This window comes from Mycetohabitans sp. B2, assembly GCF_021733735.1.
Classification (GTDB): domain Bacteria; phylum Pseudomonadota; class Gammaproteobacteria; order Burkholderiales; family Burkholderiaceae; genus Mycetohabitans; species Mycetohabitans rhizoxinica.
Map to the genome: position 1 here is coordinate 46,363 of NZ_JAHKSP010000043.1, position 16,123 is coordinate 62,485.

Here is a 16,123-nt window from a genome sequence, read left to right on the forward strand (position 1 = left end):
TCCGGTCACAGCATCACGCGGCGGAAATCCGCGAGGATCTGGCCCAGGTACGCGTTGAAGCGCGCGGCCTCCGCACCGTCAATCACGCGATGGTCGTACGACAGTGACAGCGGCAGCATCAACCGCGGGACAAATTGCTTGCCATCCCAGACCGGCTTGTAAGCGCTCTTGGACAGGCCGAGGATCGCCACTTCCGGTGCATTGATGATCGGCGTGAAATGTGTGCCGCCGATGCCGCCAAGCGACGAAATCGAGATCGAACCGCCCTGCATCTGGTCCGGCTTCAGCTTGCCTTCGCGAGCCAGTCTCGCCAACTCCGCGGTTTCCTTCGCGATGTCGAGCACCCCCTTGTGGTCAGCCTCCTTGAGCACCGGCACGACGAGCCCGTTCGGCGTATCGGCTGCAAAGCCAATGTTGAAATACTGTTTGAACACCAGGTTGTCGCCGGCCAGGCTGGTGTTGAAGGTCGGGAATTGCTTCAACGCGGCGACCACCGCCTTGATCACGAACGCGAGCATGGTCACCTTGATGCCCGCTTTCTCGTTTTCCTTGTTCAGTTGCACACGCAACGTCTCAAGCTCGGTAATATCGGCTTCGTCGTTGTTCGTCACGTGCGGGATCATGACCCAGTTGCGATGCAGGTTCGCTCCGGAGATCTTTTTGATCCTCGACAGCGGCTTGGCCTGCACCGGGCCGAACTTCGCAAAGTCGACCTTCGGCCAGGGCAGCAGGTCTAGCCCCGCGCCGCCCGATGCGGCAGCCCCGCCCGCAGGCATGCCGCGCTGTCCGGTCATCACGCCCTTCACATAGGCGGTTACATCCTCGCGCGTGATCCGGCCCTTCGGGCCCGTGCCCAGCACGCGCGCGACCTCGACACCCAGCTCGCGCGCGAACTTGCGCACCGACGGGCTCGCGTGACTAGCACGGTGTTCGCCAGCAATCGGGCTCGCCGGCGCCTGCGCAAGCGCCGACGGCTCGCCAGCGCCACTCGCCGGCGTTGGCGCAACCGGCAGATCTGAAGACTGCTCGGCCGACCTGGACGCCGTAGCCGGCTGCGCGGCCGGCGCCTGCTCGGACGCCGCGCCACCGACGCTATCCAGTACGACGATCAGCGTGCCTTCCGACACCGTGTCGCCAACGTTGACTTTCAGTGCCTTCACCCTGCCAGCGGCCGGGCTCGGCACGTCCATCGTCGCCTTGTCCGACTCGAGCGTGACCAGCGATTGCTCCGGCTCGACAACGTCGCCCACCTTCACATGCACTTCGATCACCGGCACGTCCTGGTAGTCACCGATATCGGGGACCTTGACCTCGCGGACACCGCCGCCGGCCCTACCCGACGCGGCAGGCGATGTGACCCGGGCTGAGTCCGGAGCCGCAGCGGCGGGCGGCGCGGACGCGGCAGCGGGCGCTGAGCCTGAGCCTGCGGCCGGCGCAGCGGCTACGGCGGGTTGCGCCGCACCGTGACCGCTAGGCGCCGAGGCGTTGCTCGCGCGATCGAGAATCACGATCAGCGACCCTTCGCAAACCGTATCACCCTGCTTGACCTTCACTTCCTTAACGACACCGGCGCTCGGGCTCGGCACGTCCATCGTCGCCTTGTCCGACTCGAGCGTGACTAGCGATTGCTCCGGCTCGACGGCATCGCCCGGCTTGACCAGCACATCGATCACCGGCACGTCCTGGTAGTCGCCGATGTCCGGCACCTTCACTTCGATCGCTTCACTCATTGATTTTGTCTCCATCAGCCACGCGCGTGCGACGGCTGGCCATGGCCGTCGCACACGGGGCAGCGCGTTCGCGCGATGCGGGAAAATGGCGTTAGACGGTCACCGGGTTCGGCTTGGCCGGATCGAGCTGGTATTTCTGCAGCGCTTGCGCCACCCGCTTGCGGTCAATCGTGCCTTCGTCGGCCAGCGCGTGCAGCGCGGCCACTGTGACCCAATAGCGGTCAACCTCGAAGAAGTGACGCAGTTTCTCGCGCGTATCGGAACGACCGAAGCCATCGGTGCCCAGCACCACATAGCAACGCGGCACGAATGCGCGGATCTGCTCGGCCAGCGAGCGTACATAGTCGGTCGCCGCAATCACCGGCCCTTGCGTGTCCTTCAGCAAGGTCTGCACGTGTGACAGTTTGGGCTCAGCGAGCGGGTTGAGCAGATTCTGGCGCTGTACCGCCTGCCCTTCGCGGGCCAGTTCAATGAAGCTCGGCACGCTCCACAGGTCGGCGGCCACGCCCCAATCGTTCTTCAGCAACTCGGCTGCAGCAATCACTTCGTTCAGGATTGTGCCGGCACCGAGCAATTGCACACGCGGAGCGTCGTTATCCGCATCAGCCTTGCGCAATGAATACATGCCTTTGATGATGTGCTGCGCGACATGCTCGCCCTCGGGCATCGCCGGATGCTCGTAGTTTTCGTTCATTACCGTCAGGTAATAAAACACGTCCTGCTGCTCCTGCACCATACGGCGCAAGCCGTCCTGGATAATCACCGCAAGCTCGTAGCCAAATGTCGGATCGTAGCTAACGCAATTGGGGATCGACGACGCCCACAACAGCGAATGCCCGTCCTCATGCTGCAACCCTTCGCCATTGAGCGTTGTGCGCCCCGCAGTGCCGCCGAGCAGGAAGCCACGCGAGCGCATATCACCGGCGGCCCAGGCCAGGTCACCGACGCGCTGGAAGCCAAACATCGAGTAGAAGATGTAGAACGGCACCATGATCTCGTTGTGCGTCGAGTACGATGTCGCCGCCGCGATCCAGTCGCAGAGGCCACCCGCCTCGTTGATGCCTTCCTGCAAGATCTGTCCGGTCGTCGATTCCTTGTAGAACATCAACTGGTCGGAATCTTCCGGCACGTACTTCTGCCCTTCCTGGTTCCAAATGCCGATCTGGCGGAATAACCCCTCCATGCCGAACGTGCGCGACTCGTCCGGCACGATCGGCACGATCCGCTTGCCGAGCGCCTTGTCCTTGAGCAGGATGTTCAAGATCCGCACGAACACCATCGTCGTGGAGATCTCGCGTCCCTCGCCGGTGCCCTTGAGCACCGGTTCGAACACGGACAGCGGCGGCACGTCCAGCGACATATCGGCCTTCATCCGTCGCTGCGGCAAATAGCCGCCGAGCGCCAGCCGGTGCTGGCGCATGTACTCAAGCTCTTTTGAGCCCTCGTCAAACTTTAAGTAAGGCACATCAGCGATCTCGTCGTCCGAGATCGGCAGCCGGAACCGGTCGCGGAACTGCTTTAGTTGGTCCACCTGCATTTTCTTCTGCTGGTGGGTAATGTTCATCGCCTGCCCGGCCTCGCCCATCCCGTAGCCCTTGATCGTCTTTGTCAGGATCACGGTCGGCTGGCCGACATTGTGCTGCGCCGCGTGAAATGCCGCGTAGATCTTATGCGGGTCGTGGCCGCCTCGGTTCAAATTCCAGATATCATCATCGGACCAGTCCGCCACCAACGCCTTGAGTTCCGGGGTGTTAAAGAAATGCTCGCGCACGTAGGCGCCGGACTCCGACTTGTACGTCTGGTATTCGCCATCGACCACTTCCATCATCCGGCGCATCAACGCGCCCGTCTTGTCGCGCGCAAACAGCGAATCCCAGCGGCTGCCCCAGATCACCTTGATCACGTTCCAGCCCGCACCGCGGAATTCGGACTCCAACTCCTGGATAATCTTGCCGTTGCCTCGCACCGGCCCGTCCAGCCGCTGCAGGTTACAGTTGATCACGAACACGAGGTTGTCCAGCCTCTCACGCCCGGCCATGCCGATCGCGCCGAGCGATTCCGGCTCGTCGGTCTCGCCGTCGCCGAGGAAAGCCCAAACCTTGCGCCCCGCGGTCTTCGCGATGCCGCGCGCCTCCAGGTAGCGCATGAAACGCGCTTGGTAGATCGCCATGATCGGACCCAAGCCCATCGACACCGTCGGGAACTGCCAGAAATCCGGCATCAGCCACGGGTGCGGATACGATGAGATGCCCTTGCCCCCGACCTCCTGCCGGAAGTTGTCCAGTTGCTCCTCGGTTAGCCGACCTAACAGGAACGCGCGTGAATAAATGCCGGGGGACGAGTGGCCCTGCACGAACACCAGGTCACCACCATGCTCGGCGCTCGGCGCGTGCCAGAAATGGTTGTACCCGACGTCATAAAGGGTGGCGGCCGACGCAAACGATGCAATGTGCCCACCGACGTTCGTGTGCTTGCCGGCGCGCAGCACCATCGCCAGCGCATTCCAGCGCGTGTACGAGCGAATCCGATGTTCGATGTCTTGATCGCCGGGGCTCTTAGCCTGCGCGGACACGGGGATCGTATTGATATAGGGCGTGTTCGCGGAAAATGGCAGATGCTCGCCATGGACCCGCGCAAATTCGATCTGCTTTTCGATCAAGTAATGTGCGCGCTCGAGGCCCACAGCCGACAGCACGCCATCTAACGCCTCGAGCCATTCGGCGGTTTCCTGCGGGTCGTTGTCTTTTTCGGCGGCGACATACTTCATCACTTCCTCGGGTACGGCGGACATGAGCGTCTCCTAGTCCTAGTATGGGGAACGTGCAGCACAAGCTGACCAGCTACCGCGTGCGCGGTTCCGCCTGCGGGATCGCGCGGCCGGAAGCGGCATCCTGGCCGGGCGGCCACCGAATTGTAAAGACCCGGTCTGAGCCTGCGCAACAAAATTTTCAAATGACGAGATGATTTCCCACAATACGAAAAATTGCTGCAGCGCAACCCGAAAATCCGGCATCTGACTGGATTCTATCGCTGCCTTGCCGCGAACAGCTCGCTTTGTGCTTTTAACCCTGCGCTACAATTTGCTTCATGTTGACTGAACGGCTTCTCGCTCGTGCAGCGCGGCCCGGGCCGACGCCGCCGCCTAACCGCTGGCATCACGGCCCGTGGTGGTCCAACTCTTACTTGCTCACGCCGCTCGTGTCGATCGTGGTGTTCCTGATCGTGATGAGCCTGATTCTATGGAGCCTGAACCGGCGCGAGCAACAGCAGCAAGAAGACACGCTGTATCGCAACGTCGCGTGGGCACAGCAACAGATCCGTCTGTCAATGACGAGCACGCAGGAACACATTGCTGCCCTCGCTCGCGACATTGCCGCCGGTCATGGTGACGCGCGGACCTTCCAAACGGCCGCCGGTGCCGTGATGCAAAGCCACCCGGAAATCATTTACATGAACTGGCTCGACGGCTCGCAGACGCCGCACTGGGCCAGCACCCCGGAGTCGCACGTCGGCTCGCGGCTGGCCAAGCCAAACGAGACGCAATTGGACGATGCGATCCACGCTGCGTTCACTGAGGCACGTGCTTCGCGCCGGCAGATCTACTCGGCGCTGCTCTACGACGACTTACGCAATGGCTACGTGACACTGCAAACGCCGATCTTTCGCGAGCGTGAGTTCCTCGGCACGGTGGCCGCCGTGTTCTCGGTCGAAGGCATGCTCAAGCACGACATTCCAGCCGAGTTGTCCGCCAAATACAAGATCTCGATCATTGATCTGGGTCACCGCGAGCTATCCACTACGTCCACCCGTCCGAGGCTGCCGCGCGATGCGTATTACGACCTGCCGCTCGATCCACCGGGCCATGGCCTGGCGGTGCGCGTGTACTCGTATCCGCAACTGACCAACTTTACGAACAAGACGCTGGTGTGGCTGGTCGCCGGCCTGTCGTGCTTCGTGCTATGGAGCCTGTGGAGCTTATGGAAGCACACTCGGCAGCGCTTCGAGGCTCAACAGGCGCTGTACGCGGAGGCGTTCTTCCGGCGCGCGATGGAAAACTCAGTGTTGATTGGCATGCGCGTGCTCGACATGCAAGGACGCATCACGCACGTGAATCCAGCCTTTTGCCGGATGACCGGCTGGGACGAAAGCGACCTGGTGGGCAAGACCGCTCCGTTCCCGTACTGGCCGCGCGAAGCCCATGCGGAGATGCATCGGCAGCTCGACATGACGCTGCGCGGCAAGGCGCCCTCGTCGGGGTTCGAGTTGCGGGTGCGCCGCAAGGATAGCTCGATTTTTCACGCGCGGCTGTATGTATCGCCGCTGATCGATAGCTCCGGGCGCCAGACCGGCTGGATGTCGTCGATGACCGACATCACCGAGCCCAAACGCGCGCGCGAGGAGCTGGCCGCCGCCCATGAGCGTTTCACCACGGTACTCGAGTCGCTGGACGCGGCAGTCTCAGTGCTGGCGGCAGACCAGGCCGAGCTGCTGTTTGCCAACCGCTACTACCGGCATCTGTTCGGTATCCGCCCGGACGGGCACCTGGAATTGGCAGGCTCGAGCTTCGATGCGGCGACCCAGGCGTCGAACGACTCGATCGATCTAGTCGATACCTACGCCGGCCTGCCAGCTGCCGCGCTGACCGAAAGCACATCGGACGCGCGCGAAATCTACGTGCAGAGCATCCAAAAGTGGTTCGAGGTGCGTCGGCAATACATTCAGTGGGTCGATGGCCACCTCGCGCAGATGCAAATCGCCACGGATATCACGCAGCGCAAGCAAGCGCAGGAACTGGCGCAGCAACAGGACGAGAAGCTACAGTTCACCAGCCGCTTGATGACGATGGGTGAAATGGCCTCGTCACTGGCGCACGAGTTGAACCAACCGCTGGCGGCGATCAACAACTACGCATCGGGCACCGTGGCGCTGGTAAAGTCCGGCCGCGCGTCGCCGGAAAATCTGTTACCGGTGCTCGAGAAAACGTCGCAGCAAGCGGTGCGCGCCGGCATGATCATCAAGCGCATCCGTGAATTCGTCAAACGCAGCGAACCGAAGCGTCAACGCACGAAGATCAGCGACATCATTGCGGATGCGGTCGGCCTAGCCGAGATCGAAATGCGCAAGCGGCACATCCGCATCGTCACCGACATGCGCGCGCGGCTACCGGTCATCAACGTCGATCCGGTACTAATTGAACAGGTACTCGTGAACCTGCTGAAAAACGCCGCCGAAGCGATGGCCGATGCCCGTCCAAACGCGGTCGATCCCGTGATCCGCGTCGAGGTGCGCATCGTCGATGAGGGGCCGTGCGTGCGCATCAGCGTGGTTGACCAGGGACCCGGCGTGGACGAGGCCAGCACCGAGCGCCTGTTCGAGCCGTTCTACAGCACCAAGTCCGACGGCATGGGCATGGGGCTAAACATCTGCCGCTCGATCATCGAGTCCCATCGGGGACGTCTGTGGGTCGTCAACAATGTCGAGCCCGACGGCCTTGTGACCGGCTGTACTTTTCATTTTACGTTGCCATTTGGCGAAACCGAAGAACCTACGCAGCATGGGCCCGCAGCGGCCGCGCCGCAAACTGTCACGGGAGATCTATGAGCAGCCCATTCACCACACAACAGGAAACCGTCTTCGTCGTCGACGATGACGAGGCAGTGCGCGACTCGCTGCGCTGGCTGCTCGAGGCCAACGGCTACCGTGTCCAGTGCTTCTCCAGCGCCGAACAGTTTCTCGATGCTTACCAGCCGTCGCAGCTCGGCTGCCTGATTCTGGACGTACGCATGTCCGGCATGAACGGGCTCGAGCTACAGGAAAAGCTGATTGCCGAGCATGCAACGCTGCCGATCATTTTCGTCACGGGCCACGGCGACGTGCCGATGGCCGTATCGACGATGAAAAAAGGCGCGATGGATTTTATCGAAAAGCCGTTTGACGAAGCCGAGTTGCGCCAGCTGGTCGAGCGCATGCTCGAGCGTGCCCGCACCGAGAGCTCGACCGCGCAGCAGCAGCGCGCGGCCGCCGAGCGCCTGTCCAAGCTGACCGCGCGCGAGCAACAAGTGCTCGGGCGCATCATCGCCGGACGGCTGAACAAGCAGATTGCCGACGATCTTGGCATCTCGATCAAGACGGTCGAGGCGCACCGCGCGAACATCATGGAAAAGCTCAACGTGAACACGGTGGCCGACCTGCTGCGCCTCGCTCTATCGAAAAAGCAGTAGCGGCACGTCAAGCCACGGGCGCGCACGAAGCCGCCCGCCCGTGGCGGTATAATCAGCCCTTTCGGTCGCATGCAGCCGCTTGCCGTGCAAGCGCAGTGTAGCATGCGCCGTCCACCGCTTTGCGCTTCGATAATCCGACCCACCACCTGCCATGACAGCCAGAATCATCGACGGCACCCTCCTTTCCAAACAGCTGCGCGCCGACGTAGCGCAACGTGCTGCCGCGCTTACCACACGTGGCCACCGGCCCGGCCTGGCCGTGGTGCTCGTCGGCGACAACGCGGCTAGCCAAGTCTACGTGCGCAACAAGATCAAGGCGTGCGAGGACAACGGATTGCATTCAGTCTATGATCGCTACCCAGCTGAACTCAGTGAAGCCGACCTGCTCGCCCGCATCGACGCGCTAAACCGCGATCCACAGATCCATGGGATCCTCGTGCAATTGCCACTGCCGCCGCATATCGACGCGCACAAGGTCATCGAGGCAATCGCACCGGAAAAGGACGTCGATGGCTTCCATGTCGCCAACGCGGGCGCGTTGATGACCGGCAAGCCGCTGTTCCGCCCTTGCACGCCGTACGGCGTGATGAAAATGTTCGAATCGGAGCGCATCCCGCTGGCTGGCGCCAACGCAGTGGTGATCGGCCGCTCGAACATTGTCGGCAAGCCGATGGCAATGCTGCTGATCGAGGCCGGCGCCACCGTGACAATCTGCAACAGCAAGACGCGGGATCTGGCCGCCCATACGCGCCGCGCGGACATCATCGTCGCGGCAACGGGCAAGCGCAATTTGCTGACAGCCGACATGGTCAAGCCCGGTGCGACCGTCATCGACGTCGGCATGAACCGCGACGACGAGGGCAAGCTGTGCGGCGACGTGGATTTCGCCGGCGTACGCGAGGTTGCCGGCTACATCACGCCGGTACCCGGCGGCGTCGGTCCGATGACGATCACGATGCTACTGGTCAACACGATCGAGGCGGCCGAACGCGCCGCCGGCTGACGACGCAACGGCGCGCGACGCCGCTGACCGATGCGTCGCGCTAATCCGCCACTCTTTCGGAATCCGCTAGGAACACCATGCCTCACACCGCCGCTAACAACCCACTGCTCGATTTTTCCGATCTGCCACGCTTTGCATCGATCCGTCCCGAGCACGTTACGCCGGCGCTGGACGTATTGCTGGACGCCGCCAACGACGCAATCGAGCGCGCCAGCGCGCCGCACACCCCGGCCACCTGGGAAGCGGTCATTGACCCCGTTGAGGCGGCGACCGAGCCGCTGTCGCGCGCCTGGGGCGTGATCGGGCACCTGAATGCGGTGGCCGACACGCCAGAGTTGCGCACGGCGCACGCGCAGAACCTGTCACGCGTGACCGAATTCTGGTCCAATGTGGGCCAAAACCTGGCGCTGTACGACAAGTACAAGGCGATTGCGGCAAGCAGCGCCTATGCGCAACTGAGTGACGCGCGCAAGAAGATCCTAGACAATGCGCTGCGCGATTTCCGCCTGTCCGGCGCCGAATTGCCGGAAGCCAGCAAGCCACGCTTTGCACAATTGCAGGAGCAGCAGGCGACGCTGGCGAAGGCGTTTTCCGACCATGTACTGGACGCGACCAACGCATACGCGTACTTCGCGACCGATTCCGCACAACTCGCCGGCCTGCCTGCCGACGCGGTTGACGCGGCGCGCCATGCAGCGGAAAAGGACGGCAAGCCGGGCTGGAAGTTCACGCTGCATTTTCCGTCGTATTTTCCAGTGCTACAGTACGCCGAACATCGCCCAATGCGCGAGGCGATGTACCGCGCCTACGCGACCCGCGCGTCCGAGTTGGGGGCCGAATACGGCAACGGCAAGCCCGAGTGGGACAACACCGCCAACATGGCCGAGCAATTGAAGCTGCGCGCGCAAGAAGCGTCGATGCTCGGCTACCGGAATTTCGCCGAAGTGTCGCTCGAGCCGAAAATGGCCGACTCTCCGGACCAGGTGATCGCGTTTCTTGACGATCTGGCCCGGCGCGCGCGACCCTATGCGGAAAAAGACTGGGCGCAGCTTCGTGCATTCGCTGCCAACGAGCTTGGCCTGGCGCAACTCGCACCATGGGATGTTGCATACGCGTCCGAAAAGCTGCGGCAAAAACGCTATGCGTTCTCCGAAAACGAAGTCAAGCAATACTTCCCGGAACGCGTCGTGCTGCACGGGCTGTTTCGCGTCACCGAGACATTGTTCGGCGTCTCGATCAAGCCGGACACCACCGAGACATGGCATCCCGATGTGCGCTTCTTCCGCGTCGAGAACGCGGATGGCAACCTCGTCGCGCAGTTCTACCTGGACCTATACGCGCGCGAAGGCAAGCGCGGTGGCGCGTGGATGGACGATGCGCGCTCGCGCCGCAAGCGCGGCGACGGTAGCCTGCAAACCCCAGTCGCCTATTTGACGTGCAACTTCTCGGCGCCGGTCGGTGACAAGCCGGCATGCTTCACGCACGACGAAGTGATTACGCTGTTCCACGAATTCGGCCATGGACTGCATCATATGCTCACGCGCATCGAGGAGTTGGGCGTGTCAGGCATCAACGGTGTTGAATGGGACGCAGTTGAATTGCCATCGCAATTCATGGAGAACTTTTGCTGGGAGTGGGACGTGCTGACCGGCATGACGTCGCACGTGGACACCGGTGCACCGCTGCCGCGCGAACTGTTTGACAAGATGCTGGCGGCCCGCAACTTCCAAAGCGGGCTCGCGACGCTGCGGCAAATCGTCTTTTCGAAGTTCGATATGCTGCTGCATACCGGTTACGATCCGGATGGCGCCGTCAGCGTGAATGCGCTTGCCCGGCAGATCAACGACAGCTGCCACGTCGTGCCCCAGGCGCCGTTCTCGCGTTGGCCGAACACATTCAGCCACATCTTTGCTGGCGGCTATGCGGCCGGCTACTACAGCTACAAGTGGGCAGAAGTGCTGTCGGCTGATGCATACGCGGCGTTCGAGGAAGCGGCAAGCGCGAGCGGCAGCGTGCTCGATAGACAAACGGGGGCACGCTACCGCGCGGAGATTCTTGAAGTCGGCGGCAGCCGTGCTGCGATGGCGTCGTTCAAGGCATTCCGCGGGCGCGAGCCGAACATCGAAGCACTGCTGCGTCACAACGGGATGGCTGGAGAAGCAGCCTAACCACGGGGCATGAGTGATGGCGAGCCCAAGCGCTTAAGGCTCGGGCCGTCAACGACGCAACTTGAAATCCACGGTATCGGGCCGACCAGCGAGCGCCAACGTCGCGTGCGCTGCCGGCTGGCGGCTGACCACCTGACCGCGCCGTATCACGGCCAGGCGTGCCGCGCGCAGCCGGATCGCCTCGATCGGATCGCGAGCATCGAGCAAGACGAGGTCGGCGTAGCAGCCCGGCGCCAATCCGTACCCTTCCAGACCCAGTATCCTGGCAGGCGTCTGCGTAACCGCGGTGAAGCAAGCGCGACTCGCGTCGATGCCAGTCATCTGCGCGACATGCAGCGCCATATGCGCGACCTCGAGCATGTCGCCGGAGCCCAGTGCGTACCACGGATCCATCACGCAATCGTGACCCAACGCGACATCGATGCCCGTGGCCAGCATCTCGGGCACGCGCGTCATGCCCCGTCGCTTCGGATAAGTGTCGGCACGGCCTTGCAGCGTAATGTTGATTAACGGGTTCGCGATGGCGGCCACGCCCGCTTCGTGCATCAACGGGAGCAGCTTGCTGACATAGTAGTTGTCCATCGAGTGCATCGACGTCAGATGCGAGCCAGCGACGCGCCCGTGCAGCCCAAGCCGGTGCGTTTCAGCCGCCAGCGTCTCGATGTGGCGTGACATCGGGTCATCGGATTCGTCGCAGTGCATGTCCACCCGCAGCCCTTTCTGCGCTGCAAACTCGCACAGCAGCCGGATGGATTCGGCGCCGTCGGCCATCGTCCGCTCGAAATGCGGGATACCGCCGACGACGTCCACGCCGAGTGCAATCGCGCGCTTCAAGTTGTCGAACGCGCCGGGACTGCGCAACAGACCATCCTGCGGGAACGCGACCAGTTGAAGGTCCAGGTAGGGTGCGACGCGTCGCTTGACCTCGAGCAGCGTCTCGACGGCCAGCAGCCGCGGGTCACAGACGTCCACGTGCGAGCGGATGGCTAGCAATCCACGCGCGACCGCCCAATCGCAATATTGCAGCGCGCGCTCCAACACGGCCTGTTGCGTGAGCGCGGGTTTGAGTTCTGCCCATAGCGCGATGCCTTCGAGCAAGGTGCCCGATGCATTGACCCGCGGCAACCCGTACGACAGCGTCGCGTCCATATGGAAATGGGCGTCGACGAACGGCGGTGTGACCAAGTTGCACTGCGCATCGATTTCGTGTGATGCGGTCGCCGCCAGCGCGGGCTCTACCGCGACGATACGCGCGCCGTTTATGCCGATGTCGATTTGCGTACGCCCGTCGGGCAACGATGCGTTACGGATAATTAGATCCATCCGAAGCTCCTCTGTGTCAGGGCGTGCCGACGTTGCATGTTGGTGAGCAACACACGCGCCGCGGTTTCATGCAAGACGTCACCACGACGCTCGATGCAGGCAGCGCGAAATTGACAGCCAGCGTGTACCATATGAGACAAGTTTGAAGACAAAAGCCGAAGAAAAATTGGGCGTGCCGTGCCACTACGATGCCATAAGGTTCAAGCTAGAGAACTTCGCCATGCTTGTTCACACTACCCGCTCGCATGGCGCCCGGTCATAAATACACGGACTAGCCTCATGAGGTTCAGCCCAATATAGAGTACCGATTGATAAATACCACGCTTCTTACTATTTTTTAAATCGCTAAGCGTTAAAATAAAACGAATTGGCACCTTCCGCGCAGTAGACAGATAGCGTTTGGCATGTTACAGAAGACAGTTACACGAAAGCACCGAAAGATACTTTGCATTGCAACTAAGTTGAAGTACCCCGCGGTCAGCCATTCTTTCATCGGCGTGACCGCACGTATGGTCAATGCGTCCGATCATCGGACGCTGTAACCTTGGCCGCAATGCAAGCCCTAACCAGGCAGTAAATCCCTGATAATCCCACCAGCCCGTAAATAATACGGGACGCAACCGATCCGACGCCGAGGATCGCCGCGACGAGATCAAACTGAAACAGCCCGACCAGCCCCCAGTTAAGAGCACCAATGATGACGAGTGCGCCGGTAATCCAGTCGAGTAGGTTGGAACGTGCGCCACAGGTAGTCACGATAGTCATAGCAATCTCCTAAAGATATGCAACGAAACGGGATAAACTAACTGCCTGCCTTTACCGCAAACCGCGTGCCTATACGGGTTCTATAGAAGTGGCCGCACAAAATCGGACCGACGAATAAGCGAGGCGTGCTGGACCTGAGGTAGCAATAAAGCCGACAAGAAAACTGGAAGATGACACAGACAGAGAAACGAGCGCATTGAACTGCATCGAGGCGAAGGTGCCCCTTGCGGTGATCAAGAGAGTCCGGACGCGGGCCGATTGGCACAGCAGTTCGATGTGCGACCGAGTCAAATCACTTAATGGAAACGGTAGTCGCAAAAGCGCGTGGCAAACATGTTCGGCGCGGCGGGTTCGTCGTCGCGCGAGTGTGGCGCAGCACCAAATGATGAGCAAGTCCATCTGAATGCGTACGAGTCGGTCTCAGTGACAATTCTGCATGGCACGGTAGCCGAGCACAGCGCGCTTTTGAAGACGCTTTTGACGGCGGATTTATCACGGCAATTTTGCCGCAGCACATCCAGTTCGGCTCCACGCTCATCGGCGACGCGCCACAGTGTATACGGCCTGCCGCGCAGATTCACGAACATTTCATCAAGGTGCCACGTCGAGCCGGGCTTACCCTGTACGGCTTTCGTTGGCGGGGCAAGCTGCCCGCCGGATGGGTTGCACCCGCACGCACCGACTCATACGTCACCTTCACATTGCGCTCAAGCAGCAGCCCCTGGACGGAATCTTTCTAAAAGCTCATGCTTGCCCCATGGCATAACGCTTTTTCTACCGTTTTCGTCTTCGTGAATGGCGTATCCATTCCTAGCACACGCAATTAACTCTTTTGCAAAAACACTGCTTCGATGTTGCCAGTTTTCCGCTGCATTGCTCAAAATTTCTTTATATTGATTAATGTTTTCTTCAGTCGGATTTTGAGCGGCATTGTTATGCGCAGCAACAAGATGTTCAGGCACGTCAGTTAACAAGCGGAACATATGACCTCTATCAAATGCTCCTTGTATCCAACCTTGATTGATTGAACCAGACCAATCTGAGAACGGGTTGATATTAAGAAATTCGCCTGCCGTTGGTTCTCGACCTGCTAACCTATTCCGCTTTAGCCAGTTATTTACACCGTTTATCATATCCCCTCCGTTCTCGCCCCCCAAGCGTCCCAACACGCGCACCGGCACCTGTTGCCGTCGATCACTCGTTACCCACTCATCGATAGCTGCAGCGCGCTTGTCGATTTCGCGCATCGCCGGGCTTGGACGAGCGGTTGCACCGAAACGCGCGGCAACGGTGTTGAGTATTGCTTGTAGCTCACCGTAATGCCGCTGCATTCGCGTGAATGAACTGAGTTCTCCCTCATGTTCATGTAAAATTCTTGCAACTTTAGCTTTTTGTTGCGCTTTTACTTTCATCGCTCGCTTTCTCATTGCCATCCTCCCTTGTTCCCGTGGTCAGTGATCATCACGCGCCCATAGCAGGCCCAGCCTCATAGGCCAACGCTTCCATAATTTTCCAGCCTTGTCCAGGCCGTAATTCGCGTCTTGCCTTAAGCGTACAAGAAAAATTATTGGTCCAATGGCCACGCAATTTGTCAGAAGTCACTGACATCGGCAAAGCACGTTTATTTTTGCGCGTCGAACCCATTGTCCCCACCATAGCAGGGCCACCATCGCCGTAAGTGCTCCACCAATCCGGGTAGCAAGTTGCGCAAACGGCATCAGTGGCAGACGGTTGGCCGCGGTGACCAACGCCCAACGAGAAAACCGATTGCCATCAGTATCAGCACCGCGACAAGCGCTGCGGCAAGGTGCGCCCCCCCTCCTGCGCCGTTCCCACAAGCCGAGAACCGAAGCACGGCATCATGATCCTGCGACAGGAGCTTTACGATGACCGGCTCACGTGCCGAAAGCCAAAGTTGCCCAGACGTGCTTAAGTCTGCTGTCGCCTGACGAATTGGCCGCAAGGCCCGCACCGTTGCCACTCAAGAGCCGCGAGGGTCAAGCAGCGAACTAAAGCTATCATAAGCGGCCTCCATCGTTTTCTCTACCACCTCCAAGGTGGGTAGCTAGATAGTCAACTACCATTTAAACATAGCCGCAAAGCCAGTCCTGTCGCGGCACTGACTCAAACATGAAAATCGCCACGTGGAACATCAATTCTCTGAAAGTCCGCTTGCAACACGTCATCGACTGGCTCGCCATGAGTCGTGTCGACGTATTGTGCTTGCAGGAACTGAAGCTGCCCGACGACAAGTATCCGCGCGCGGCACTCGAAGCGGCCGGCTACCGCAGCTGGTTTTCCGGACAAAAGACCTATAACGGCGTCGCGATCCTCGTACGCGAAGGTTTGCCCGTCGACGAAGCGGTCGTCATACGAAACATTCCCGGCTTTGACGACCTGCAGCAGCGCTTGATTGCCGCGACCATCGACGGCGTGCGCGTGGTCAGCGCTTACTTTCCCAATGGGCAGGCGCCGGGCACCGACAAATTCGCGTACAAACTGTCATGGCTGGCCGCGCTGCGTGAATGGGTCGCCGCCGAAATGCGTGCACACCCGCAGTTCGCGCTAACGGGTGACTATAATATCGCGCCGGAAGATCGCGACGTGCACGACCCGCAAGCGTGGGAAGGACAGAACCTCGTGTCGCCCGAGGAGCGCGATGCCTTCCGATCGCTCGTCGAACTCGGGCTCGTCGATGCCTTTCGCTGCTTCGAGCAGCCTAACAAGTCGTTCTCGTGGTGGGACTACCGAATGCTGGCCTTTCGCCGCAACGCAGGATTACGCATCGATCACATTCTGCTGTCGCCGTCGCTCGCGCAGTGCTGCAGCGCGTGCGAGATCGACAAGACTCCGCGTCGCTGGGACCAGCCATCGGACCATGCGCCAGTAATCGCGACGCTGGAGCGTTAAGCG

The 16,123-nt window shown here is 60.8% G+C and carries 10 protein-coding genes and 2 pseudogenes; 5 read left to right on the forward strand and 7 right to left on the reverse strand.

Translation table 11 applies throughout. The features are described 5' to 3' along the window. Positions 1–5: 5 nt before the first annotated feature. Together aceF and aceE are read right to left on the reverse strand one after the other, a co-directional pair. On the reverse strand, positions 6–1,730 hold the full coding sequence (aceF, locus tag KPG66_RS08665; protein WP_237070658.1) for a dihydrolipoyllysine-residue acetyltransferase: 1,725 nt from the start codon (positions 1,728–1,730) through the stop codon (positions 6–8). A gap of 91 nt (positions 1,731–1,821) precedes the next feature. Beyond that, the gene (gene aceE, locus KPG66_RS08670; RefSeq protein WP_237070659.1) at positions 1,822–4,521 is read right to left on the reverse strand and encodes a pyruvate dehydrogenase (acetyl-transferring), homodimeric type; all 2,700 of its coding nucleotides are present in this window, start codon (positions 4,519–4,521) and stop codon (positions 1,822–1,824) included. 296 nt (positions 4,522–4,817) lie between these two features. On the opposite strand from aceE, the gene fixL reads away from it, so the two are divergent. From fixL to KPG66_RS08690, 4 genes are all read left to right on the forward strand, one after another. Further along, positions 4,818–7,331, forward strand: a complete 2,514-nt coding sequence (gene fixL / locus KPG66_RS08675) for an oxygen sensor histidine kinase FixL (protein ID WP_237070660.1) — start codon at positions 4,818–4,820, stop codon at positions 7,329–7,331. Next, a complete protein-coding gene (gene fixJ, locus KPG66_RS08680) occupies positions 7,328–7,951 on the forward strand; it encodes an oxygen response regulator transcription factor FixJ (protein ID WP_013435735.1) in 624 nt (207 codons plus the stop codon). The genes fixL and fixJ overlap by 4 nt, the downstream gene beginning before the upstream one ends. 151 nt (positions 7,952–8,102) lie before the next feature. Next, entirely contained in the window at positions 8,103–8,954 is an 852-nt protein-coding gene (gene folD, locus KPG66_RS08685) for a bifunctional methylenetetrahydrofolate dehydrogenase/methenyltetrahydrofolate cyclohydrolase FolD (protein WP_237070661.1), read from the forward strand. A gap of 77 nt (positions 8,955–9,031) precedes the next feature. Then, complete coding sequence (locus KPG66_RS08690) at positions 9,032–11,122, forward strand: M3 family metallopeptidase (RefSeq protein WP_237070662.1); 2,091 nt, start codon at positions 9,032–9,034, stop codon at positions 11,120–11,122. Positions 11,123–11,170: 48 nt separating this feature from the next. Here KPG66_RS08690 and KPG66_RS08695 read toward each other — a convergent pair whose 3' ends face one another. The 5 genes and pseudogenes from KPG66_RS08695 to KPG66_RS17950 form a co-directional block, all read right to left on the reverse strand. Next, on the reverse strand, positions 11,171–12,445 hold the full coding sequence (locus KPG66_RS08695) for an amidohydrolase family protein (RefSeq protein ID WP_237070663.1): 1,275 nt from the start codon (positions 12,443–12,445) through the stop codon (positions 11,171–11,173). Positions 12,446–12,958: 513 nt separating this feature from the next. Next, the gene (locus KPG66_RS08700; protein ID WP_237070664.1) at positions 12,959–13,210 is read right to left on the reverse strand and encodes a DUF378 domain-containing protein; all 252 of its coding nucleotides are present in this window, start codon (positions 13,208–13,210) and stop codon (positions 12,959–12,961) included. A gap of 296 nt (positions 13,211–13,506) precedes the next feature. Next, a pseudogene (locus tag KPG66_RS17945) lies at positions 13,507–13,806 on the reverse strand (DDE-type integrase/transposase/recombinase); the annotation flags it as partial. Positions 13,807–13,917: 111 nt separating this feature from the next. Next, positions 13,918–14,637 (reverse strand): hypothetical protein, encoded by a 720-nt coding sequence (locus KPG66_RS08705; RefSeq protein ID WP_237070665.1) that lies wholly within the window; start codon positions 14,635–14,637, stop codon positions 13,918–13,920. A gap of 171 nt (positions 14,638–14,808) precedes the next feature. After that, a pseudogene (locus KPG66_RS17950) lies at positions 14,809–14,961 on the reverse strand (2-hydroxycarboxylate transporter family protein); the annotation flags it as partial. Between the two features lie 379 nt (positions 14,962–15,340). Between KPG66_RS17950 and xth the strand changes: the two are divergent. Further along, positions 15,341–16,120, forward strand: a complete 780-nt coding sequence (gene xth / locus KPG66_RS08715; RefSeq protein WP_237070666.1) for an exodeoxyribonuclease III — start codon at positions 15,341–15,343, stop codon at positions 16,118–16,120. Positions 16,121–16,123 lie beyond the last annotated feature (3 nt).